We start from the raw sequence: 21,496 nt of genomic DNA on the forward strand, positions 1-21,496 counted from the left end.
GCCTACACTCGCTCTGGTCTATAAGCAGACCGCTTGGACAAAAGGGGCAACCAGCATGACCGAAATTGGCGAAGGTATCGGCGGCGTCGTAGAGGCCGCGATGGTTGGCCGAGCGGTCGAACCGAACACCGGCAATACAGATGACCCCTCCGGCGCAAACGCTGACACACAATCATGTGCGAACTGCAGCGCGCCGGTTTCGGGAAATTTCTGTTCAAATTGCGGTCAAAAGGTCAATTTGCATCGCACACTTTCCGCGATCGGCCATGACTTGCTGCACGGTGTCCTGCACCTTGATGGAAAGTTGTGGCACACGCTCCCGCTGCTGACATTTCGCCCGGGATCCCTCACGCGGCGATACATTGACGGGCAACGGGCCCGTTTCGTCAGCCCAATGGCGATGTTCCTGTTTAGCGTTTTTGCGATGTTCGCGATATTTCAAATGCTCGGCCTGTCGACGCCCACCGATCTTAGTGCGGACGATGCGATCGAACAGTTGGAGGCCGCCTCCGTCGAAGCCCTGGAGGCCGAGGAAGCAAGGCTCCAGAGCGAATTGGATGAATTGGTCGAAGGGGGCAACGTGACGGTGGTTACCTCACGAGAGGACCTTGAGCGCAATCTTGCGGTGACACAGCGCCTATTGGGTACCGCACGGGGAGAAGAAGTCACCGTAGAGGATGACCAGTTTGACCTAAGAAATCTGGACGTAAATCTCACGGGGAATGAGTTTTTCGACAATGCCGTGACCAAGAAGTGGCGCGAGAACCCCAGCCTGATGCTGTATAAATTACAGGCGAATGGCTATAAGTTCAGCTGGCTTCTCATTCCGCTTTCCCTGCCTTCGGTTTGGTTGCTTTTCTTTTGGCGGCGCCGATTCAAGGCGTACGATCACGCGGTTTTTGTGACCTACTCGCTCGCGTTTATGTCGTTGTTCTTTATCGCTTTGTCGCTTGCAGGGGCGAGCGGCCTGACGTTGGGTTGGGGGTGGGCCATTTTCGCAATTGTCGTGCCGCTTCACATCTATAAGCAGCTAAGAGGGACATACAGCCTCTCTCGATTTTCGGCGATATGGCGACTTTTCGCGCTGCAGTTCTCAATCCTGTTTATCCTGCTCGTATTCTTACAGCTGCTGTTGTTGCTTGGTGCATTCTGACACCGCGCTCATCCGCACTCCTCATACAGAAACGGGCGCCGGTTACCCCGGCGCCCGCAATTTTCTAAGTCATCTGATAGGTTGAATTAGGCCCCTTGAGGAGCCTCACCACTCTTGCCGCCAAACCGCTTGCCGGCTTTGGGGATAGCGGATCCTTGTGTCGGTTTCACCGGGGTTGGACCGCGCGGTTCATCTGGACGGTCAATAGACCCGTCTTTCATCAACTGATCGATTTCATCACCTGAAAGCGTTTCATACTCCAACAAAGCTTGAGCAAGCAGGTGCAATTTGTCTTCCTGCTCGGTTAACAATTGAGTGGCACGTTTCAGACCTTCTTCGACCAATTCCTTGATCTCAGCGTCGATCATCTTGTTGGTTTCCGCCCCGCCCATCGTGCGCGCCGTTTGCCCCATGCCTAGGTAACCCTCTTGGCTTTGTTCGTATTGCAACGGGCCAAGTTTGTCGCTCATGCCCCATTTGGTCACCATGTTACGTGCCAAATCGGTGGCGTATTGGATGTCGCCCGATGCGCCGCTGGACACTTTATCGTGACCAAAGATAATATCTTCTGCGACCCGTCCACCCATCGCCACAGCAAGGTTCGCGTGCATTTTGTCGCGGTGGTACGAATAGCTGTCTCGTTCGGGCAAGCGCATCACCATGCCCAACGCGCGACCGCGCGGAATGATGGTGGCTTTGTGGATCGGGTCTGATGCCGGCTCATTGATGCTGACCAATGCGTGGCCGGCTTCGTGATATGCCGTCATCTTCTTCTCATCCTCGGTCATCACCATCGATCGGCGCTCTGCACCCATCATGACTTTGTCCTTGGCGTCCTCAAATTCCTGCATCGCAACCAATCGTTTGTTGCGACGCGCCGCCAACAATGCGGCCTCGTTCACAAGATTGGCAAGATCGGCGCCGGAGAAGCCCGGCGTTCCGCGCGCGATCGTGCGCGGGTTCACATCCGGAGCCAAAGGCACTTTCTTCATGTGCACGCCGAGGATTTTTTCACGGCCTTCGATATCGGGGATCGGCACAACAACCTGACGGTCAAACCGGCCAGGGCGGAGCAAAGCGGGATCGAGTACATCAGGACGGTTGGTAGCAGCGATGATGATGATGCCTTCATTGGCTTCAAAACCATCCATCTCGACCAAAAGTTGGTTGAGCGTTTGTTCGCGTTCGTCGTTTGAGTTGCCCAAACCGTGACCACGCGACCGGCCGACCGCGTCAATCTCATCGATGAACACGATGCATGGTGCGTTCTTCTTCGCTTGTTCGAACATGTCGCGCACACGGCTTGCGCCGACGCCAACAAACATTTCGACAAAGTCAGAGCCAGAGATGGTAAAGAACGGCACGCCTGCTTCGCCAGCAATGGCGCGGGCCAAAAGCGTTTTACCGGTGCCGGGCGAACCCACCAAAAGCGCGCCTTTGGGAATTTGACCTCCCAATTTGGAAAACCGCTGGGGGTCTTTCAGAAATTCGACGATCTCTTCCAATTCTTCGCGCGCTTCATCGATGCCAGCGACGTCGTCAAACGTGACGCGACCTTGGCGTTCGGTCAGCATTTTAGCCTTGGATTTGCCAAAGCCCATTGCGCCGCCGCCTCCGCCTTTTTGGACCTGACGTAGCGCAAAGAACGCGATGCCTAGGATTAAGATGAACGGCAAAGACTGAAACAGGATAAACAGGAGCATGCTTTGCTGCTCTCGTTCGCGACCGGTGAATTTAACATCGTTTTCCGACAACAAAGACGTCAATTGGGAATCAGACGGCACAGGGATTGTGCTGAAGGTTTTGTCGTTCTTGAGCGTTCCGGTGATCAGATCTTCTCCAAGCTGCACTTCGGCAACTTCGCCAGCGGCCACTTGGTCGCGGAACTCGGAGTAATTGATCTGCGAATCCGGCGGTGGGCTGCCGCCTGAAAAAACGGACACCACCAACAATAGAGCGAGAAAAATACCGCCCCAAATCATCAATTGTTTGACCCAAGGGTTTTGCCCTTCGGGGGGCTGCTCGTTCGGGTCGTTTTGATCGCTCATGCGTCAGATTCCTTTCGTCACCGCACAATGTAGGATCGGAGACGTGAATGGCAAGATAATGCACACCTGCGTCAGTGATGCGAAATTGCGAATTGTGTGATGCAAAATGTCGATTGTCTCGCCGAGCAAACTGGCGAGCCGCCTTAGCGCGGGCCGTATGCCGCAAGAAATACGTCCACCGCACCCGCAATCCGCCGCGCGTTTTCGGTTTCATCCGGGATCGATCCAAACCGCCGTTCTAGATCCCCCATCCCCTTTGTCATGGAGACAAATTGTTCCGCCGCTAAGTCTGGATCGGGAATGTTCAACTCACCCAAAGCGCTCGCATGAGCCAAAAACTCGCTGAAGGTTGCCTTCATCCGCCAAGGGCCAGCCTCCAAAAAGGCACGGCCAATCGAAGGTTCATGCTCCGTTTCCGCCGCGATCCGGCGTTCAAATTGGACCATTTCAGGCCGCGACAGAAAAGCGAACATCGCCTCTCCGATAACGGCGAGCCTGTCGCGGATTGAGCCCGACGATGCCTGTTCCAAATTGAAATATCCGCGCATTTTGCCGCATTCGCGATCAACCGAGGCCACAAACAAGGCGCGCTTATCGCCGAAGTGATTGTAAATCGTGACTTTAGAAACCGACGCATCCGCGGCAACTTGTTCGATCGAGGTCGCAGCGAACCCATCGGTAAAGAAACGTCTCGATGCCGCCGCAACTATGGCGTCGCGCTTTGCCTGATCAGATGGCCGACCGGGTTTTCTTTTTTTCAACTTTTCTTCAGCCCACTGGAACCAGCACAAAATTCGCGCATTGACAAAATGAACGGATCCGTTCAATTAAACGATAACGTTCATTATTGTCGCAATACACCCTCTCCTGCAACCCCTTGTGCACGACAAAGGTTCCCTCCTGTATGCTTTGGATCGCTATCCGCATGCTTACCGGCGACAGCCAGAAGTTTTATGGCCTGTTGTTTGGTATCGCTTTTTCGACGCTGTTGATCACGCAGCAATTGACGATTTTCGTCAATTTAGTCGAACGCGGAGCAAGCGGCGTTTACAACGCGCCGGAGGCCGAAATTTGGGTCATGGACCCCGTCAGCAGGACGACAGAGGTGAATTTCGCCATGCCGTCCACTGCGCTAGACGAAGTGCGTTCTGTGCCGGGTGTTGAATGGGCTGTCCCGCATTTGCGCGCAGCAGCCTCTGTTCGAACCTCGGCCGGTGACCTTGAAGGGGTCACGATCGTCGGCGTTGACGACGCCAGTGTAATCGGACTTCCCGAAAGGCTGCTCGAAGGCGAGAAATCCGTTCTATCGCGGCCCGATACCGTCTTGATTGACGATGGTGGGGTCGTGAACCTCTTTGAAGAAGGGCAGGACCCGCTTGGACAGCGTCTAGAATTGAACGATCAGCGCGCAGTCATCCGCGGCGTCGCCGATGCCATCCCGAGCTTTACCAGTCAGGTCGTTCTCTACACAAAATACAGTCGAGCGTTGAATTATGTCCCCGGCACTCGCAACCGGCTCACCTTTGTGTTGGCTGGCGTGAGCGACGGATTGTCGGCAGAAGAAGTGGCAGACAGGATCGAAGCTCAAACCGGTTTGAAAGCGGAAACGCGCGAAGAGTTCGCCCAAGCCGGCGTCGATTTCATCATCGAGAACACCGGCATTCCGACCAATTTCGGCATCACCGTTGTGCTGGGCTTTGTCGTTGGCGTCGCGATTGTCGGTCTAACGTTCAGCTTGTTCATCAGAGACAACATCAAGCAATTTGGCGCCCTTAAAGCAATCGGTGTCACCAATGCAAAAATCGTGCGCATGGTCACGGCTCAGGCATTGCTGGTGGGCTCAATCGGTTATGCATTGGGTGTAGTCGGAACTGCGGTTTTCCTCTGGAGCTTTAGCGGCAACCCTTTCTTCAAAGGGTTCTACATCCCGTGGCAAATCCCCCTCATCAGCCTCGCTGCGGTTGTTATAATCCTGGCTATTACGGGCTGGCTTGCGCTCCGCAGTGTCCTTAGCACCGAGCCAGCATCGGTGTTCCGGTGAGCGGCGCAATGGCCAGCGGCGAAACGGCTATTTGCGCCCGCGGAATTACGCGCGATTTTGTAGCAGGTCAGACGACCATCCGCGTCCTGCACGGCATCGACACCGACATTCGTTCGGGTGAGATGACTTTTGTTGTGGGCGAAAGCGGGTCAGGCAAGACCACTCTGATTTCGATCATGTGCGGCATTTTGTGGCCCACTGATGGAGAGGTCAAAGTGTTTGGCACCGACATTTACGGTCTGTCGGATTCTGAATTGGTCGATTTCCGCCTGCAAAACATCGGTTTCATCTTCCAGCAATACAACCTTATCCCATCGATCGATGCGGCCGCTAACGCTGCCGTTCCCTTGATCGCCCAAGGTATGGCGTTGGAACCTGCCCGTGCCAAAGCGATCAAGTTGTTGGAAAAACTGAACATAGGCGACCAAGCCGACAAACTGCCCAATCAACTTTCGGGCGGTCAACAGCAACGCGTCGCGATTGCACGCGCTTTGGTGCACGAGCCTCGATTGGTTGTCTGCGATGAGCCTACAGCGGCGCTGGATGCGAATTCTGGTCGCAGGGTGATGGACTTGTTGCGTGAAGTCGCCATCGCACCGAATCGCGCCTGCATCATCGTGACCCACGACAACCGTATTTTTGATCTCGCTGACCGCATCCTCGTTCTTGAGGACGGTCGGATTACGCATGACGGCACCGAAATGCCGGATGACCACTAACCCCAGATCTGACCGAGGATACCATGGCCCTCTTGCCCTCAAACCTAAGTTTTTCTCGTCAAATTCTGCCAATCATTGCGATTGTCGGGATCATCGGCGCCGCGATCTTCATTTACAATGAATTGCCAGACCGCGAGATCAGCGAGCCTCAAAAACAGCCGCCCAAAGCAACCGGCGAACTCGCCAATTCGGCGCGGGTGGCGGGCGTTGGTATTGTCGAACCCGCTAGCGAAATTATCGACATTGGCTCCGCACTTTCGGGGTTGGTGACTGATCTACGGGTCGCACCGGGGGATCGGGTCGAAAAGGGACAGCCGCTTTTCTTAGTTGATGACAGGGCTGCACGCGCACGCCTTGCCGAATCGAACGCCGCGATCAGCGAAGCACGCGCCGCCATTGCCGAAGCGCAAACCGCGCAATCAACCGCGCAGCAACAGCTCAACTTGTACCGAGAATTGTCTGATCCCGCAGCCGTCAGCCGAAGCGAAGTGATCCGAGCCGAGGGCGACGCACAAGCCGCCAGCAGTCGGCTGCAAGTCGCCCGAGCACGGCTAAACGCGGCGCAGGCCCAAGCCGGCAGCGCGCAAACCGAACTGGGCCGCCTAACAGTGCGCGCTCCGATCGCCGGAGAAATTCTCGCGGTGAACATTCGGCCCGGTGAATTTGTAGCCACACAAGGCGGCGGTGGCGGGTTGCCTTTCATCCAGATGGGCGAAACCAATCCGTTGCATGTGCGTGTCGATATTGACGAAAACGAGGCCGCCAGAGTGGATATCGGTGCCAATGCAGTGATCTCACCCAGGGGCGCTGCAGATATTCAAGTCGAAGCGACCTTCGTCCGAGCAGAACCGCAAGTTGTCCCAAAACGCTCTCTAACCAACAGCGCGTCAGAACGGGTCGATGTGCGGGTTTTGCAATTGATTTTCGCGTTGCCTCAACCCGAGGACAGCAGCGCGTTCCGTGTCGGACAGCAAATCGACGCGTTTATCGCAGCGGCAGATCGTCGTACCTCGTCCGACGATGAGGCGGAGTGAACCAATGACCTCTCCCATCCCGAATGTACGGACCCGCTTTGCGGTAATTGGACTAAGCGTCGCATTGTCAGCATGCGTGGCTGGCCCGCCACCGGAAATCGCCACTCCTGCACCGGTTTTGCCGGAGACCTTTCTGTTCCAACCCGATGCTCCATCTCAGGCGGGACTGGATGCGTTGCTTCCTTTGGATGATCCCGCATTCCTTGATCTGGCAAGCGCAGCTTTGGAAGGCGCACCAAGTCTATCCGAAGCGCTAGCCCGAGTGGATGCGGCACGGGCCAACGCTCGGCGTTCGGGGGCCAATCGTCTACCCACCATCAACGCAGACGCAACGGCGCAGCGCAACCGCATAAACACTGGTCAATTTGGCGACGGTCCTGCCGATTTCATACCCGCAGAGCAAAACTCATATGGGGCAAATTTGGTGGCCAGTTGGGACCCCGACATTTTCGGTCAATTGCGCGCGCAAGAACGTGCATCCATCGCTCGAGTGGGCGCAGCCAATGCATCCGCCGCAGCGGTACGCATCGCGCTTTTGGCAGAGATTGCGGGCAGTGTGGTCGATTGGCGTGTTCTCACAGCTCGCGCACGTGCCATTGAAAGCGACGTCGGCGCTGCGACACAATTGGCGCAATTGGCCCAAACACGCGAAGACGCGGGCATTGCGCCCGGCTTCGATCGTGTTCGGGCGGAAGCTGCGGCAAGTGCATCGCGATCGCGCCTTGCAGCTTTGGAAAGCGAACGCGTGCGCATTTTGGGTCGGTTGATCACTTTGACCGGCCAAAATGGCGTGTCCGTCAACGCCGCTTTGCAGGCGGGCGGGCCAGCGCTTGACCCCGGCGCTGCACCTGCTGCTTTGCCTTCCGAATTGCTGGCCAATCGACCCGATGTGATCGCTGCGGCCGCGCAATTGGCCGCAGCCGACGCAGATTTGGCAGCAACCGCACGGGCCCGGTTTCCGCGCCTGACCTTATCTGCAGTAGTTGGATTGTTGGCCTTCAATCCGGGCGATGTGTTTGATGACGATTCCTTGGTTGGCACCTTGGCAGCCGGATTGGCGGGGCCGTTGATCGATTTCGGTCGTGTCGAAGCAGAAATCGATGGCGCAGCCGCCAACAAACGCGTGGCCTTTCAATCTTATCGTGGCGCGGTTTTTCAGGCGCTTGGCGACGCAGAAGCCGCCTATGGCCTTATCGCTGCGGCTGACAACGAAGCCGAACTGGCGATACGGCAAAGCGATCAGTTGGAACGTGCGGCAAGCCTTGCAAATGATCGGTATCGCGCCGGATTGGCAAGCTTTCTCGAAGTGCTCGACGCCCGGCGTGCCGCCGACGCCAGCGGCGAAAATGCCGCAGCGGCAGTGGGCCGCGCAGAACGCGCCCGTATCGTGTTGTGGCAGGCATTGGGGGGCGATGCACCAGACGTTCTGGCGGGGGACAGCTAACCCACAACCCTCTCTATCAACCAGAAACTGCCGGTGCCCCCAATGGCATATGTTGCCAATCGGATTGTCGGCGTTTCAAGTTTTGGCAGCCAGCGCGTCATCGCAATCAACACTGCGACCAGTGCCCCGATGACAAGCAATTGACCGGCTTCAACGCCGATATTGAACGCAAACAAAGCGGCTGCAATTTCGCCCTGAGGCAATCCGATTTCTGCCAAAGCGCCGGCGAAACCGAAACCGTGAAACAAGCCAAAGCCAAATGCGACAAGCCAAGGGAACCGGCGCGTTAATGTCTGCCGATCAGGATCGCGCAACACCACGGCCACTTCGACCGCAAGAAAAACGATCGATAACGCGATCAACGCTTCGACCGGGCGGCTTGGCAAACCGGTATAGCCCAAGGATGTGGCGACCAAGGTGATAGAATGGGCGATCGTAAAAGCGGTTGCGGCCTTCACCACCGACCAAGGCGTGCGCACCAACAAGACGAGCGCGATCACAAATAGCAAATGATCCCAGCCGAACAGAATGTGTTCCGCGCCGATAATGAAATAGTCGCGCAAGACCTGCATGACGTTCGGCTCTGCTCGGATTGTTGCGGTGGGTTCGGCAGCGGTCAATCGAAAGGATTGAACGGGCCCGTCCAGCGGCACAAACCGCGCGATACCATCTGCGTTTCCGATCAGGCCGACTAAGCCAAATGCCTCACCCGCCAGATCGCCACTGCAGCGCATTTCCGTGCGCCCCAAAAGCGCCAGTGATGCCGCGCGTTCCACCGGTTGTACGACGATCTCGCACACATCGGGAACGACTGGCTGCGCCGTCGGAGCCGCGGATTGCGACCGGTTGGCGGCAACCGGCAATTTCCATTCAAGCACCCATTCATGGTCGAGTGTCCCTTGCGAAGAACCTTCCTCATTTTCGGACAGCGCGCTTGAGTCCATTTGAGTCATTTCAATGACCGCAGGGCGCAATTCATCAGCCATCGCCGGGTGAGCGATCATCGCGGCCAGCGCAATGCAGAGCCAACGAACCAGTGTTTTCACCTGTCGATCTCAACCCGATAGGCGCTGCGCAGAACCTCGAATGCTCGGGTCTTTCTTTGCGCTATCTCTTCGCTGCGCCAATCGTTTTCGACTTGATCGCGCACAGAAACGAATTCTGGGCGCTCTGCCTTGCGTTCGCGCAAGCGGACCAGATGCCAGCCAAATCCGGACGGGACCGGACCTTGCCATGCAGAACCACCGTCACTGGCCAATTCTAAATCCACCAAAGCGCGGGCAAAAACCTCTCCAAAACGGGCCTGCACACCGCGAACGCTGGTCACTTCAACTGCGTCGGGGAGGCTGATACCCTCTCCCGAGAAATTGCCGACTTCCAGTGCTGATTGCGCGTCCGCACGATCGACAAAATACACTTGATCGAAACTCACCAACGTTGGGCCAGCATAGCGATCTGGATTGTCGTCGAAATACGCACGCAATGTTGCGTCATCTGGCTGCGCTGCTTCGGCCGCCGCGCTGGCAGACATATCCATTTTGGAAACCATTCGTTGTCGAACGACCGCATCGTTTTGATCAAGGCCAAGCCTCAACGCCTCCCGATACAGCACTTCGTCGCGAACGAATTGTTCAATCCGTGCGTCCAATTCCGCATCGGTCGGCGCGCGGCCCATGAGACTTTCGAAACGCAGCGAAAGCTGTGCCTGTTCCGCCTTCCCGACCTCTATCACACGGGATGATGGATCAATCGGCTCTCCGCCCCACGTCAATGCGAGATAGACGATTCCCCCCAGTACCAGGAAATGGACCAGCGGTTCCTTCACCCAGGACGCACGCATCCAGTTCGTTGGCATCACTGTGGTGCAGCGGGCGATTTCAGCCAGATCGGCGAGGTGTACGCACGCTCTTGTGCGACCGCTTCGGCCATGGCGTCTTCTGACAATTCAATCCCAAATCGGGCCGCATCAAACAATGGCCAACGCGGTGTAGGGATCTCAAGCACGCGCACATAGTAGAACGCATTTTGGCCCGAACGATAATCGGGATCTGTCCACGTTGTCCGAAGCTCGGGCGCACCGATGGAATTGGTGTAGGTCGCGTCTTCGCGGTTGACTGTGTCGCCCACCGCGGGGATACGCCCGCCGCTGCGCACACGGCTGTCCATGTCGCTCCATACAATGTCATAGACTTGTTCGCGGGTTTCGCCCGATGCTGTCACCCAACCCTTGACGACCTGAACCCGGTCAAGATTTGCACCATCGGGATCTTTTAGCGCGCTGACCAAGAATGTCGGCGCGCTGCCGCCGTCGGTCAATTCGCCGCCCATTGGCACGCCGCGCGTGTATCCGGCACGAACCCAATCGCCTTCCCAATCCTGATCGGTGAAATCAAATCCACCAAAAATGCGCACGCTCATGCGCGGGCCAGTTGTGGCGTAAACTTCGCGGCGTGCAAAGGCATCGAAGATCTCTGCCCGCGTGTTGCCACGTGCCCAAGCCGCCGCGTATCCGCCCGCAAGATAGTGCCAACCAAACCGTCCGACACGCGTCCCTAAGTTTTGCGCTCCGATGGCGCGATCTTCGGACGCGGGCTCATTGCCCGTATGCTTGCCCCAGAAATTGTCCTCATCACCTGTAGCAAGGGATGTGTGGCTGTCGGTCGACCCGATCATGCCAAACGCATAAGGATTCACGCCCAATTGCTGCTCAAGCGAAAGGCCGCGCAAAAGAGCCGAACGGGCGTAGGATCCCGCATACATATCAGGCGTGCTGGGTTGAGTGAGGGGCAAATTGCCCAATTCCCAACCAGAAACACCAAATCCCGCCATCTCATCATTGGGCGATAGGAACGGGTGAGTTTCGCTGTCACCTTTGATCTGCGTGACTTCGATCACCGGTTCTGCTGCAGCACGTTTGGCCGCGTACTCTGCGGTCATTGGTGAACCATCGGGCATGGTTGTTTCGAACATCAAGCCGTTGGATAGGTTACCGTTGTGCGGGATAGCGAGAACCCGCCCGCCCGTTTCCGCTTCGTAGGCGGCCATGTAATCCCAAAGCTGTTCAGCGGTTGTGCTCAAGCCTGGAAACGGTACCGTTTGCCGGGTGCGCTCGCTGCCATCGCGGTACATGACCACGCGGTGCAGATTGTTGCCATCAGGCATCCGGGTCCATTCGTACCCAGCAAGCGCAGTGAACGTGCCAGGCTGGTTGTAACGATCCAGCATTCCAAGATGCGTGTTCCAGATGTCCTTGGTGTTCTCGGCCGCCGTTTCGGGGTCCGCCAATGCCTCTGGAACTGTTCCGTCGGCCGCAGCAGTGATCAGTTCTGCAATCGCCAACTGAGATTGCTCAGGGCTTTCGTGCATCATGTCATACCACCGCAGCACGGTTTCATCGCCTATGACCCAATTCACGTACCATCGGGGCGCATCATACAACCGGCGTGTCGCACCCAACGCATCGGAATGGTCGGCAATGACTAGGAAATCGAGAGGACGGGAGAGTTTTGCCTGAGCGCCGGTTGTTGCGGTCACTTCTTCGCCGCTGGCAAAACGCAACGCCTCTTCGGGGCCAAGGCGAACACCAAACCCAAACGCATCGACCGAATTGTCGGTGTGCAAATGGGTGTCGCCCCAATAGGGCCGATCGGGAAACTCGGCGAGTTCAATCGTGTCGGTCCCGTCGCCTGTTTGCACAGCATCCAATGTCGGCTCGCCGCCACACGATGCCAAAGCTATCGCCAGAATGCTGATCCCTGCGCCCTTAAGCATGGCTTTGCTCCATGTCTTTTGCACGACCCTCTCCTCTTATTATCCCTGTGCTACATTTGAGCCCTAATCTGACCGGTCGTCAAGTGAGCTGTTGGGCACAGAAGTTTTAGCCAGAACGCTTGAGCAAGGCCGACCTTTCGCACCGACAAACAACCTCGTCACGTTGGTTCAACAGTTCATGAACAAACGTCACAATGCCCGCCTCTGGACGGGACTTGCTTGTCCGCAATTCAGCCACTTCGCTTTGCGCGCGCATTGTATCGCCAATGAAGACGGGCTTGGGTGTTACCACTTTGTCAAAGCCCAAATTCGCAACCAAAGTGCCCAAAGTGGTGTCGCCCACCGATAGGCCGACCAGCAGCGAAAAGGTGAAAGTGGAATTCACCAAGATTTGGCCGAACCCGCTTTTTTTGGCCGCCTCAATGTCCAAATGCAGAGGCTGTGGGTTGTGCGTCATGGTTGAGAAAAGCAGATTGTCGGTCTCGGTAACGGTGCGACGGATATCGTGTTCAATCCGATCGCCAACCTGCCATTGATCAAAGAATTTTCCTGCCATGGCGACTTAACCTTTGGCCCAAGAATTGATCACTGCTGCGCCGTCATCCGCGCTTGACCGAACCGCACCCGGCGTTCTGCTGAATCGGGGTGCCGGCGCTGTGTGCCATTCACCATCATGCTGTACATAGGCTTCTCGCGCTTTCATGTGCGGATGATCTCTCACCTCTTCGAGTTCAAGAACCGGCGCGAAACAGGCATCGCTCCCCTCCAACAACTCCACCCATTCAGATTGTGGTTTTGTCTTGAACATCGCGGCCAGTTTTTCCGCATAGTCATCCCAGTTGCCGGGATTCATCTGCGCCTCTGCCAATTCGGCAGGAGCGTTCGTTTTCGCCAACATTTCGGCGTAGAATTGCGGCTCAATTGATCCCAGCGAGATTTCTTTCCCATCGGCGCATTCGAAACAGCGATAGAAATGCGCCGCTCCGCCTAACATGCCGTTGCCGCGGTCAGTGGTTAGGTAAGGAACATGACGAGAGCCAAAGAAAAAGCTCATCAAACTGGTCGCACCATCAACGATTGCCGCGTCAACGACTTGCCCTTTTCCGGACCGTTCTCGTTCATACAGGGCAGCCATGATGCCGAACGCGCAATACATAGAACCACCGCCGAAATCGCCGACGAGGTTTTGCGGCGGAGTGGCGGTTTCACCGGTCCGTCCTACGGCAGATAGAGCCCCAGTGATCGCGATATAATTGATATCGTGACCTGCCGCCTGCGAAAGCGGTCCTTCCTGTCCCCACCCGGTCATACGCGCAAAGATCAATCCGGGATTGATGGCGAGCAATTCGTCTGGTCCCAACCCCAATCGCTCCATCACTCCTGGACGGAAACCTTCGATCAAAACGTCCGCTTTGGCCGCCGCATCAAGACAGAATGCTTTGCCCTCTTCGCTTTTCAAATCGACGCCCACACGATGTCTTGCGCGTTCAACCACTGTGTTTGAAACAGCAGCACCGGGCCGGTCCATACGGACAACTTCGGCACCCAAATCAGCCAACAACATCGCCACATGAGGTCCGGGACCGATGCCCGCAAATTCGATGACCTTAAGACCTGCCAATGGGCCGCTATTCTTGCTCATTCTGTAACTCTCCCTTTGGTGTGCTCTGTGCCGCCTCGTTGTGACGAGAGCAAGCATTGGCAACAGAAATTGCGCCGCAATGCCGAAACGTGATCGACAGAGATCACGTTGACACATCGCGAAAATCAGCAATAGGACCGCGCGCATGACCGCAGCAGATCAAGATTGTATGGCGCCAAACTTATGACAAAACCCGCGACCAATCCCAGCCGCAGAGTGTTGGCTGTCGCGTCGGGCGGCGGTCACTGGGAACAGCTTATGCTGTTGCGTCCAGTGTTGGAACAATACGATCTGCGTTTTGCCACTACGGACGCCGATATTGCGCATCAGCGCGGTATAACGACGATCGACACACTTCCGGATTGCAATCAAAACAAACCGATTCAATCGCTGTTATGCACCTTTGTCGCCGCATGGATCGTGCTCAAACATCGGCCTCATATTGTTCTTTCAACCGGAGCTGCACCCGGCTTTTTCTGCCTAATGGCTGGGCGATTGATTGGTGCTCGAACCCTTTGGATCGACAGCGTGGCAAACGGCGAACAATTGTCTATGTGCGGCAAATTGTCGCGGCGCCTCGCGCATCAATGCTTAACACAATGGCCAGAATTGGCCGACGAACCACGGGTCAAATATCGCGGAGCGGTCTTGTGATCCTTGTTACGGTAGGAATGCAGCTTGGCTTCGACCGATTGATCGAAGCGATGGACGATCTGGCGCCGACTTTGGGCACTCAGATTATCGCGCAAACCGGCAAAGGTTCATTTCAACCGCGCAACATGGAAGCGCGGACGAAGATTGGACCGGCTGAGTTCGAGCGCCTTATCCAAGATAGCGACGTCATCGTTAGCCATGCTGGCATTGGAACGGTGTTAACAGCGCAACGGTTCTCGACCCCTATCGTGCTGTTTCCTAGGCGTTTTGATCACGGTGAGCATCGCAACGATCATCAGGTTGCGACCGTAAACAATCTGAAGGGTCGATCCGGATTGGTTGTGGCGATGGACGTGGACGAATTGCCCAACGCCATTGCGGAGGCCAAGAGGGTGACGGCGGCCAATGCCGTGATGTCCCAAACGGCCAAACAACTGCACGAAGCAATCGGCAGATTCATCGACGGTGGATCCTTGTAAGTCCCTTCGGGCAACGCACGATCGCCGTCGAATCTGGCAATCAAAGAAAACACCTTTCCCTAACGCGATATTTACCCCTCTTCGCCCATACCCTCGCGGAAATACGTTTCCTACGAGGACTACAGTACGATGAACGCTCCCTTCGACGCCGCAACTGCCTTTGGGCCGGACGCCGCGACGCAGCCTGCTCCCGATCACCAAATTGCGGTTATCGGGTTGGGATATATTGGGCTTCCGACAGCCGCAGTCTTGGCCAGCTTTGGTTGGGATGTTTGCGGTGTGGATGTGTCGAAAGACGTGGTTGAAACGGTTAACGCTGGCGGCGTCCACATCGAAGAACGAGACCTGGATCGGTTGGTAAGCGAAGCAACGCAATCTGCGCGACTTGTTGCCTCTCGTCATGTTCCCGCGGCCCATTATTACATGATTGCCGTCCCCACCCCGTTTGGCGCGGACAAAAAGCCCGATATTTCTTATGTTGAGACCGCTGCACGATCGATTGCGCCCAACATCCTGCCAGGTGCCTGCATAATCGTTGAAAGCACATCGCCAGTGGGCACGACGGAGCGGGTCGCAGAAATCATCGCAGAGGTCCGGCCCGATCTTAGGATGCCCAAATTTGGCGATGAACACGGTGGGGATATTGCCATCGCCTATTGCCCGGAACGTGTTCTGCCCGGTAAAATTGTCCATGAATTGGTCAACAATGATCGCGTGGTTGGCGGGATGACACCCGCCTGCGCCCAACGCGCATCGGCGCTTTATATGAGCTTTGTGAAAGGCGATTGTTTGATCACGAATTCACGGGTCGCAGAGACCGTGAAATTGGTTGAGAACAGCTTTCGCGACGTCAACATCGCCTTTGCCAATGAATTGTCGATGATCGCGGACGAAATTGGCGTCGATGTATGGGACGTAATCCGGCTGGCCAATCGTCATCCGCGCGTGAACATCCTTCAACCTGGACCGGGCGTCGGCGGACATTGCATCGCAGTGGATCCATGGTTCCTTGTCGCAGGTGCCCCCAAATCGGCACGCATCGTGCGGACAGCGCGAGAAGTGAATGATCACAAAGCGGTCCACACAGAAAACCGCATTCGCGCTCTGATTGACGCTGCGCCCGATGCCAAGGTCGCGCTGCTCGGTCTCGCATTCAAACCTGACATTGATGACTTTCGCGAAAGCCCAGCCTTGGAAATCGCTGCCAATCTCTGCGCCGATTTGGGCGAGCGGGTTTTGGTCGTTGAACCCTTCACCGACGACTTGCCCAACACACTTGCCGAAACAGGTGCGACACTAAGCGGACTTGACGATGCGCTCGCGCAGGCGGAAATTGTCGTTGTGCTTGTTGATCACACCGCTTTCAAACATCTCACGCCAACTGATTTGGCGGGCAAGCTTGTGTTTGACACACGCGGCATGCTGAAAAAATGAGTGGGTCCAGTGTGAAACCGCGCATTTTGGTGACGTTCGGCACAAGACCAGAAGCCATCAAAATGTTTCCCGTCGTCGCGGCTTTACGTGAAAGCGGGAAATTCGATGTCCGGGTCGCCGTCACCGCACAGCATCGGGAGATGCTGGATCAAGTGTTGCAGCTTGCGGGAATTGATCCCGATATCGACTTGGACCTGATGCAATCAGGGCAAAGCCTTGACGCATTGGCCGCCCGGATTGTGACACGGTTTGGAGAGGCTCTTGATGCCGAAAAGCCCGATCGGGTTTTGGTACATGGCGACACATTGACCACAATGATGGCAACGTTGGCCTGTTACTTCCGCCGGATTCCGGTGGGTCATGTAGAGGCCGGTTTGCGCAGCGGAGACAATTACGCTCCTTGGCCAGAAGAGGTGAACCGGAAGGTCACCGGCGCGGTTGCAGATTTGCATTTCGCGCCGACAAACGGCGCCGCGGATGCACTGCGCGCAGAAAATGTCCCGCAGGGTGCCATCCAAGTGACGGGCAACACGGTCATTGACGCTTTGCTGGAAACGCGCGCGAAAATCTCAGCCGACCCCGCGCTAAGCCCGGTCGTTTCCGACCTAAAGACGCGCTTCGCTGGACGTCGGGTTATTTGTGTAACCGCCCACCGGCGGGAAAATTTTGGCGAAGGAATGCACAATATCGCGGCCGCACTGACTAAATTGGCGCAGCGCGATGATGTTGCCATCATTTACCCCATGCACCCCAATCCCAATGTCGTCGAAGTGATGCGCCCTGCCCTATCCGGCCTGAGCAATGTCGCCCTCATCGAGCCGCTGGATTATCTGAATTTCGTCGCAATGATGGAAGCGTCTGAAATTGTGTTGACCGACTCTGGCGGCATTCAAGAAGAGGCGCCCAGTCTTGGTAAGCCCGTTTTGGTGATGCGCGACACAACCGAACGACCAGAAGGTGTCGCCGCCGGAACATCCAAACTGGTTGGAGCGAATTCAGGGGCAATTTTGACTGAAGTCAATAATTTACTTGATAATTCCGAAGCTTACGAGGCCATGTCGCAAGCTCACAATCCGTATGGGGATGGCCAAGCCAGTCGTCATATTGCGCAGATTATCGCCGAGCATCACGGCGTCTAGCCAGACCAGTCCGTTTAACGACGTTTGGTTCGAACAGGTTGTCGTATGAGCCAGACGTAATAGGCAGCTGCTGCCAATATGGCCGCGCTTGACCCCAGATCGCCGACCCAATTCAATTTGAGTGCGCCGTACAACAAACGATCCATGGCATGCAGTGAGATCGTCCGCATGACAATGATGCTAACCATCACTCCTGCGGCTCCGCCGGCCAATGCCACAGCGATGTTTCGACGCCCCTTAAAACCGCCGAATGTTCGATAGGCGGCGAACAATCCACCGGCCGCGAAAATGAATATTGCACCGGCGATCAACCACCCTTGCCACACGCGGCGACCATCCAGCATCCCCTCAGCACGGAGCCACGCGCGTAAATCGGCGCGCAGAATCTCCTCAACGTTCAAAAGACGCGAAGCCACCAGCGCCGCAAACAATACTGCGATCGCGATCCAGACTTTGCCATGCCACAGTTGTTGTCGCTGCGCTTTCGCAGTGAACGCAGCCACAAGACAGGCCGCAACCACAACGCAATAAAACGTGGCAGCGAGAATGCTGAGCATTGATGGCGATTCAGGCACTTGCGTGTGTCCTCTCAATAGAAATAGCCGGTTGGCCCGGCGGATTGCATCAACCCGCAGAGCGGCATGGAATAGCCCCTCAATATCATCGTGCAAGCCGGCAAAGGGCAAGCCAGCAAGGCTCACACAGTTCTTCGGCTCCAACTCACAGCGACCCGATCCCAATTCCTCGTGTGATTATGGGGCTTTCTCTTGTCTCAATTCGACACAAAACGTTACATTGAAGACACGCTTCTGATGAGTGAATGCGGTTGCACTACGCAAAACCACGGTTTAAAGAGTGCACCGCAAATAGGGGAACCACGTGACCTTCAATAATTCGATCAGAAAACGCCTCGCTTTCGTAAGCGCAACTGCGGCCGTCGCTCTTTCCGGATGCGCCTCGACTCCTGAACCGATCATCGGTGCAGCTTCGACGCAAGCGCGCTCCGATTTGGGTCAGGCGAATTACAGCCATATCCCTGCCACCACTTACGCGCTTCGCGCTTCTGACCAAATCTCGGTCAACGTGTTCCGCGAACCGGAATTGTCGGTTGAGAATGTACGCCTTGGCGTTGACGGTGCGGTTTCTCTGCCAATGCTGGGTTCGATCCCAGCCGCCGGCATGACAACCAAGCAATTCGAACAAGACGTATCGCGCCGGTTGTTGGCCGCCGGTCTACGCACTCCAATGGTGAGCGTGAACATCGCTGAATACGCATCGCACCTGGTTACCGTCGAAGGCGCCGTGGAAGATCCCGGTGTTTACGCATTCCAGCCGGGTTCGCGTTTGTCCGCTGCGATTGCCATGGCGGACGGTCCAACCAATGTCGCCAATCAAGAACAAATCGCCGTGTTCCGCGAAAGCCCACAAGGCGTTTTGATTGCGAAATTCGATTACAGTCAGATCAGCCAAGGCACCATGCTTGACCCAATCCTGCAACCGGGCGACCGGGTTGTGATGGGCACAGATGGGCTTTCGGTGTTCTACCAAAACTTGCTCCAAGCACTGCCAGCGTTTGGTGTCTTTGGCGTAGCCGCACTCAACAACAACTGACCTCATGAACGAACGATCTATAATGACCCCGTCCGATCAACCGGATGGCAGTGGCACTTGGCTTGAAACCTACATGCCGGATAATCAACTTGTGCCCGCCGCACCGACGGGACAGCTGATTAGCCTTGCCACGGTTCGTGGGATCTTGTTCCGTCAACGTTGGTTGATCTCAGGCGTGTTGCTGGCCGCGATCACAATCGGTTTGGTGATCACCTTGCTTGCAACGCCGATGTACCAGGCGACCGCTAAGGTGAGCGTGGAGCCATACGGAGCGTTCATTCTCGAAGGGCAAGATGTCGAGCAAGGCATCGCCAGCAACCAAGTTGGCGATTACCTCGCGACAAAGGTCGAATTGATCCGCAGCCGCAGCCTTGCCGAAGTAGTTGTGGCCGATCGCCAATTGGGCGAGCGTTACGACCTTTTGGGTGAAGACATAGACACGCGAAGATCGCCTGACATGAGCGACGAGCAATGGCTCGAGGCGAAAAATGCCATGGCCGCAACACGGCTTGTTGGTGGAGTCACTGCTGAAGTGCCGGATATGAGCTGGGTCATCCCCATCAGCTTTAATTCTGACAATCCACGTTTGGCGGCTGAAATGGCCAATGCCTACGCCGACGCCTTTATCTCGTCCGATTCCCGCGAATCGTTGGAAGGCAACGAATACGCGATTGAATATTTGCGCGACCAGATTGAAGTGGTTCGTGGGCGCCTCGAAGAAGCAGAGCGTGAAACCAACACATATGCCCGCAGCAGCGGCATTATCGTGCAACCCGGTACCGGCGAAGAAGGCACTGGCAACACCACCCTCACAAGTTCAAACCTTGCAAGCATTAGCGGTCGTTTTGCAGATGCCCGTGCAGCGCGTATCGCCGCCGAACAAAAATGGCGTGCAATTCAATCCATTCCAGCGTCGCAATTGCCCGAGGTTCAAAACAATTCGGTTCTGCAGAACCTTGTCGCCAATCGCACCGGCAAACTGACTGAGCTTGCGGAACTGCGCCAGCGGTACAGCGATGAGTTCCCTCAGATCGCGAACTTGCTCGCTCAGATTGAGATTCTTGACACCCAGATTGAGCGCAGCAGCGCCGATATCAAGGCAACCGTTCGCAACGAATTCATTGTTGCACGCAATCAAGAACAAGCGCTCCAAAACGAACTCAACTCGCTCTCCAATGATTCGCTCGCCGAACAAGACGAGATGGTTCAGTTGACCGTTTACGAACGTCAGGCCGAAGCCTTGCGTCAACAATTGCGGTCACTTTTGGAACGTTTCAACCAGATCAGCAGCGCCGCGAACGTAAACAGCGGCACAATGACCACCATCGAAAATGCATTGATCCCAAGCGTGCCCTATGCGCCAAGCTTGATCCAGAACCTCGGCTTTGCCTTGGTTTTGGGAATTGGTCTTGCAGCCGGTCTCGCGGTCCTGCGCGAGATGTTCGATGATCGCGTACGCTCGCTTGATGAAGTTGAGCAGAAAATCGACCTCCCGCTCATTGGACACACTCCGCATGTGAGCGAGAAAGACATCGACGTCGAAAGTTCGAACAACTTTACGTCTCTGATGGAGGCCTATGCATCGATCAAGGCAGCCATCGAATTCTCGCTTCCGCGTAGCCGCAATGTGCTGCAACTTACCAGTACGCATGAGTCAGAAGGTAAATCGACCACAGCGGTTGTTCTTGCTGAACTCTTCGCGCGTTCCGGACGCAAAACCTTGTTGATTGACGCCGATCTTCGTCGTCCATCCGTGGCGCGTTTGTTGGAATTGGAACGTCCTAAGACGGGCCTGATCGAAGTCATACTTGGCCACGCCAAGCTGGAAGATGCGATTGTCAAAGGCGTCCACGAGAATCTAGAAGTTCTGCCGATTGGTGCAATTCCACCGAACCCAACCGAAGTGTTGGCGTCCGACGAATTGGCCGAGTTTATCGCTAAGGTTCGCGAAGAATATTCACTCGTGATCTTCGACTCTTGCCCTGTTCTTGGCTTGGCCGATGCGCCTCTCTTGGCGCGCCTTGTGGATGGCACGATCTTCGTGCTCGAAGCGAACAAGGTTCCGTTCGCTCAAGCACGCAACGCTGTGAAGCGTCTTAGAAGCTCGGGTGGCAATGTCCTTGGCCTGATCCTTACCAAATACCGCGCTCTCGAAGCAGGGCACAGTTATGGGTATCAGTACAGCTATTACGAATATGGATCCGGCGTCGAACGTTAGGTTATTAAGCAAGAGCCCCACGACTGGATACAAGGTCAAGTTTGTGGTGTTTCTCGTCCAATCAACCAGTGTTAGAGGCCCGTTCAATTCGGCAGCGTGATGGAGCCGA

19 protein-coding genes are annotated in these 21,496 nt (G+C 55.9%); 11 read left to right on the plus strand and 8 right to left on the minus strand.

Features of this window, described 5'->3' with window-relative positions:
- Nucleotides 1-55 precede the first annotated feature (55 nt).
- The gene (locus BQ8290_RS07350; RefSeq protein ID WP_108788911.1) at nucleotides 56-1,153 is read left to right on the plus strand and encodes a DUF3667 domain-containing protein; all 1,098 of its coding nucleotides are present in this window, start codon (nucleotides 56-58) and stop codon (nucleotides 1,151-1,153) included.
- A gap of 86 nt (nucleotides 1,154-1,239) precedes the next feature.
- On the opposite strand, the gene ftsH is transcribed toward BQ8290_RS07350, so the two are convergent.
- Both ftsH and BQ8290_RS07360 read right to left on the minus strand, forming a co-directional pair.
- Nucleotides 1,240-3,201 carry an ATP-dependent zinc metalloprotease FtsH gene (ftsH, locus tag BQ8290_RS07355; RefSeq protein WP_108788913.1) on the minus strand — a complete coding sequence of 654 codons (1,962 nt, stop codon included), beginning with the start codon at nucleotides 3,199-3,201 and terminating at the stop codon, nucleotides 1,240-1,242.
- 143 nt (nucleotides 3,202-3,344) lie between these two features.
- Nucleotides 3,345-3,962: a TetR/AcrR family transcriptional regulator gene (locus BQ8290_RS07360; RefSeq protein WP_337661105.1), complete on the minus strand. Its 618-nt coding sequence runs from the start codon at nucleotides 3,960-3,962 to the stop codon at nucleotides 3,345-3,347.
- Between the two features lie 143 nt (nucleotides 3,963-4,105).
- Between BQ8290_RS07360 and BQ8290_RS07365 the strand changes: the two genes are divergently transcribed.
- From BQ8290_RS07365 to BQ8290_RS07380, 4 genes are read left to right on the plus strand one after another with little or no spacing between them, the layout of a single operon-like run.
- The gene (locus tag BQ8290_RS07365) at nucleotides 4,106-5,242 is read left to right on the plus strand and encodes an FtsX-like permease family protein (protein WP_108788915.1); all 1,137 of its coding nucleotides are present in this window, start codon (nucleotides 4,106-4,108) and stop codon (nucleotides 5,240-5,242) included.
- The gene (locus BQ8290_RS07370) at nucleotides 5,239-5,961 is read left to right on the plus strand and encodes an ABC transporter ATP-binding protein (RefSeq protein WP_337661106.1); all 723 of its coding nucleotides are present in this window, start codon (nucleotides 5,239-5,241) and stop codon (nucleotides 5,959-5,961) included. Before BQ8290_RS07365 ends, BQ8290_RS07370 begins: the two co-directional genes overlap by 4 nt.
- 23 nt (nucleotides 5,962-5,984) lie before the next feature.
- The gene (locus BQ8290_RS07375; RefSeq protein WP_108788917.1) at nucleotides 5,985-6,995 is read left to right on the plus strand and encodes an efflux RND transporter periplasmic adaptor subunit; all 1,011 of its coding nucleotides are present in this window, start codon (nucleotides 5,985-5,987) and stop codon (nucleotides 6,993-6,995) included.
- Between the two features lie 4 nt (nucleotides 6,996-6,999).
- Complete coding sequence (locus BQ8290_RS07380; RefSeq protein WP_108788919.1) at nucleotides 7,000-8,439, plus strand: efflux transporter outer membrane subunit; 1,440 nt, start codon at nucleotides 7,000-7,002, stop codon at nucleotides 8,437-8,439.
- Here BQ8290_RS07380 and BQ8290_RS07385 read toward each other — a convergent pair.
- The 5 genes from BQ8290_RS07385 to BQ8290_RS07405 all read right to left on the minus strand — a co-directional run bounded on the left by BQ8290_RS07385 (nucleotide 8,436) and on the right by BQ8290_RS07405 (nucleotide 13,852).
- Nucleotides 8,436-9,485, minus strand: a complete 1,050-nt coding sequence (locus BQ8290_RS07385; RefSeq protein WP_337661107.1) for a HupE/UreJ family protein — start codon at nucleotides 9,483-9,485, stop codon at nucleotides 8,436-8,438. The genes BQ8290_RS07380 and BQ8290_RS07385 overlap by 4 nt on opposite strands.
- Complete coding sequence (locus BQ8290_RS07390; RefSeq protein WP_108792101.1) at nucleotides 9,482-10,279, minus strand: peptidyl-prolyl cis-trans isomerase; 798 nt, start codon at nucleotides 10,277-10,279, stop codon at nucleotides 9,482-9,484. The genes BQ8290_RS07385 and BQ8290_RS07390 overlap by 4 nt, the downstream gene beginning before the upstream one ends.
- 14 nt (nucleotides 10,280-10,293) lie before the next feature.
- Nucleotides 10,294-12,234 (minus strand): DUF3604 domain-containing protein, encoded by a 1,941-nt coding sequence (locus BQ8290_RS07395; RefSeq protein ID WP_337661108.1) that lies wholly within the window; start codon nucleotides 12,232-12,234, stop codon nucleotides 10,294-10,296.
- Nucleotides 12,235-12,316: 82 nt separating this feature from the next.
- A complete protein-coding gene (locus BQ8290_RS07400; RefSeq protein ID WP_108788921.1) occupies nucleotides 12,317-12,766 on the minus strand; it encodes a MaoC/PaaZ C-terminal domain-containing protein in 450 nt (149 codons plus the stop codon).
- A 6-nt stretch (nucleotides 12,767-12,772) separates the two neighbouring features.
- On the minus strand, nucleotides 12,773-13,852 hold the full coding sequence (locus BQ8290_RS07405; protein WP_108788923.1) for a CoA transferase: 1,080 nt from the start codon (nucleotides 13,850-13,852) through the stop codon (nucleotides 12,773-12,775).
- Nucleotides 13,853-14,035: 183 nt separating this feature from the next.
- Between BQ8290_RS07405 and BQ8290_RS07410 the strand changes: the two genes are divergently transcribed.
- The 4 genes from BQ8290_RS07410 to wecB all read left to right on the plus strand — a co-directional run bounded on the left by BQ8290_RS07410 (nucleotide 14,036) and on the right by wecB (nucleotide 17,558).
- Nucleotides 14,036-14,506: a glucuronosyltransferase gene (locus tag BQ8290_RS07410; protein WP_337661109.1), complete on the plus strand. Its 471-nt coding sequence runs from the start codon at nucleotides 14,036-14,038 to the stop codon at nucleotides 14,504-14,506.
- A complete protein-coding gene (locus BQ8290_RS07415) occupies nucleotides 14,503-14,985 on the plus strand; it encodes a glycosyltransferase (RefSeq protein WP_108788925.1) in 483 nt (160 codons plus the stop codon). The genes BQ8290_RS07410 and BQ8290_RS07415 overlap by 4 nt, the downstream gene beginning before the upstream one ends.
- 129 nt (nucleotides 14,986-15,114) lie before the next feature.
- Complete coding sequence (gene wecC / locus BQ8290_RS07420; protein WP_108788927.1) at nucleotides 15,115-16,419, plus strand: UDP-N-acetyl-D-mannosamine dehydrogenase; 1,305 nt, start codon at nucleotides 15,115-15,117, stop codon at nucleotides 16,417-16,419.
- Complete coding sequence (wecB, locus tag BQ8290_RS07425) at nucleotides 16,416-17,558, plus strand: non-hydrolyzing UDP-N-acetylglucosamine 2-epimerase (RefSeq protein ID WP_108788929.1); 1,143 nt, start codon at nucleotides 16,416-16,418, stop codon at nucleotides 17,556-17,558. Before wecC ends, wecB begins: the two co-directional genes overlap by 4 nt.
- A gap of 14 nt (nucleotides 17,559-17,572) precedes the next feature.
- Here wecB and BQ8290_RS07430 read toward each other — a convergent pair whose 3' ends face one another.
- Entirely contained in the window at nucleotides 17,573-18,259 is a 687-nt protein-coding gene (locus BQ8290_RS07430; RefSeq protein WP_108788931.1) for a hypothetical protein, read from the minus strand.
- Between the two features lie 178 nt (nucleotides 18,260-18,437).
- On the opposite strand from BQ8290_RS07430, the gene BQ8290_RS07435 reads away from it, so the two are divergent.
- A complete protein-coding gene (locus BQ8290_RS07435; RefSeq protein ID WP_337661110.1) occupies nucleotides 18,438-19,169 on the plus strand; it encodes a polysaccharide biosynthesis/export family protein in 732 nt (243 codons plus the stop codon).
- A 22-nt stretch (nucleotides 19,170-19,191) separates the two neighbouring features.
- Nucleotides 19,192-21,387 carry a GumC family protein gene (locus BQ8290_RS07440; protein WP_337661111.1) on the plus strand — a complete coding sequence of 732 codons (2,196 nt, stop codon included), beginning with the start codon at nucleotides 19,192-19,194 and terminating at the stop codon, nucleotides 21,385-21,387.
- Nucleotides 21,388-21,496 lie beyond the last annotated feature (109 nt).

Origin of the sequence: Erythrobacter sp. Alg231-14, from assembly GCF_900149685.1 — a bacterium.
Lineage (GTDB): Bacteria > Pseudomonadota > Alphaproteobacteria > Sphingomonadales > Sphingomonadaceae > Erythrobacter.

What these genes read in the sequence shown, in the direction of transcription:
- BQ8290_RS07365 (WP_108788915.1), top strand. Translation starts at nt 4,106, where the DNA reads ATGCTTTGGATCGCTATCCGCATGCTTACCGGCGACAGCCAGAAGTTT.
- BQ8290_RS07350 (WP_108788911.1), top strand. Translation starts at nt 56, where the DNA reads ATGACCGAAATTGGCGAAGGTATCGGCGGCGTCGTAGAGGCCGCGATG.
- BQ8290_RS07410 (WP_337661109.1), top strand. Translation starts at nt 14,036, where the DNA reads ATGACAAAACCCGCGACCAATCCCAGCCGCAGAGTGTTGGCTGTCGCG.
- wecB (WP_108788929.1), top strand. Translation starts at nt 16,416, where the DNA reads ATGAGTGGGTCCAGTGTGAAACCGCGCATTTTGGTGACGTTCGGCACA.
- BQ8290_RS07375 (WP_108788917.1), top strand. Translation starts at nt 5,985, where the DNA reads ATGGCCCTCTTGCCCTCAAACCTAAGTTTTTCTCGTCAAATTCTGCCA.
- BQ8290_RS07400 (WP_108788921.1), bottom strand. Translation starts at nt 12,766, where the DNA reads ATGGCAGGAAAATTCTTTGATCAATGGCAGGTTGGCGATCGGATTGAA.
- BQ8290_RS07405 (WP_108788923.1), bottom strand. Translation starts at nt 13,852, where the DNA reads ATGAGCAAGAATAGCGGCCCATTGGCAGGTCTTAAGGTCATCGAATTT.
- ftsH (WP_108788913.1), bottom strand. Translation starts at nt 3,201, where the DNA reads ATGAGCGATCAAAACGACCCGAACGAGCAGCCCCCCGAAGGGCAAAAC.
- wecC (WP_108788927.1), top strand. Translation starts at nt 15,115, where the DNA reads ATGAACGCTCCCTTCGACGCCGCAACTGCCTTTGGGCCGGACGCCGCG.
- BQ8290_RS07380 (WP_108788919.1), top strand. Translation starts at nt 7,000, where the DNA reads ATGACCTCTCCCATCCCGAATGTACGGACCCGCTTTGCGGTAATTGGA.
- BQ8290_RS07390 (WP_108792101.1), bottom strand. Translation starts at nt 10,279, where the DNA reads ATGCGTGCGTCCTGGGTGAAGGAACCGCTGGTCCATTTCCTGGTACTG.
- BQ8290_RS07440 (WP_337661111.1), top strand. Translation starts at nt 19,192, where the DNA reads ATGACCCCGTCCGATCAACCGGATGGCAGTGGCACTTGGCTTGAAACC.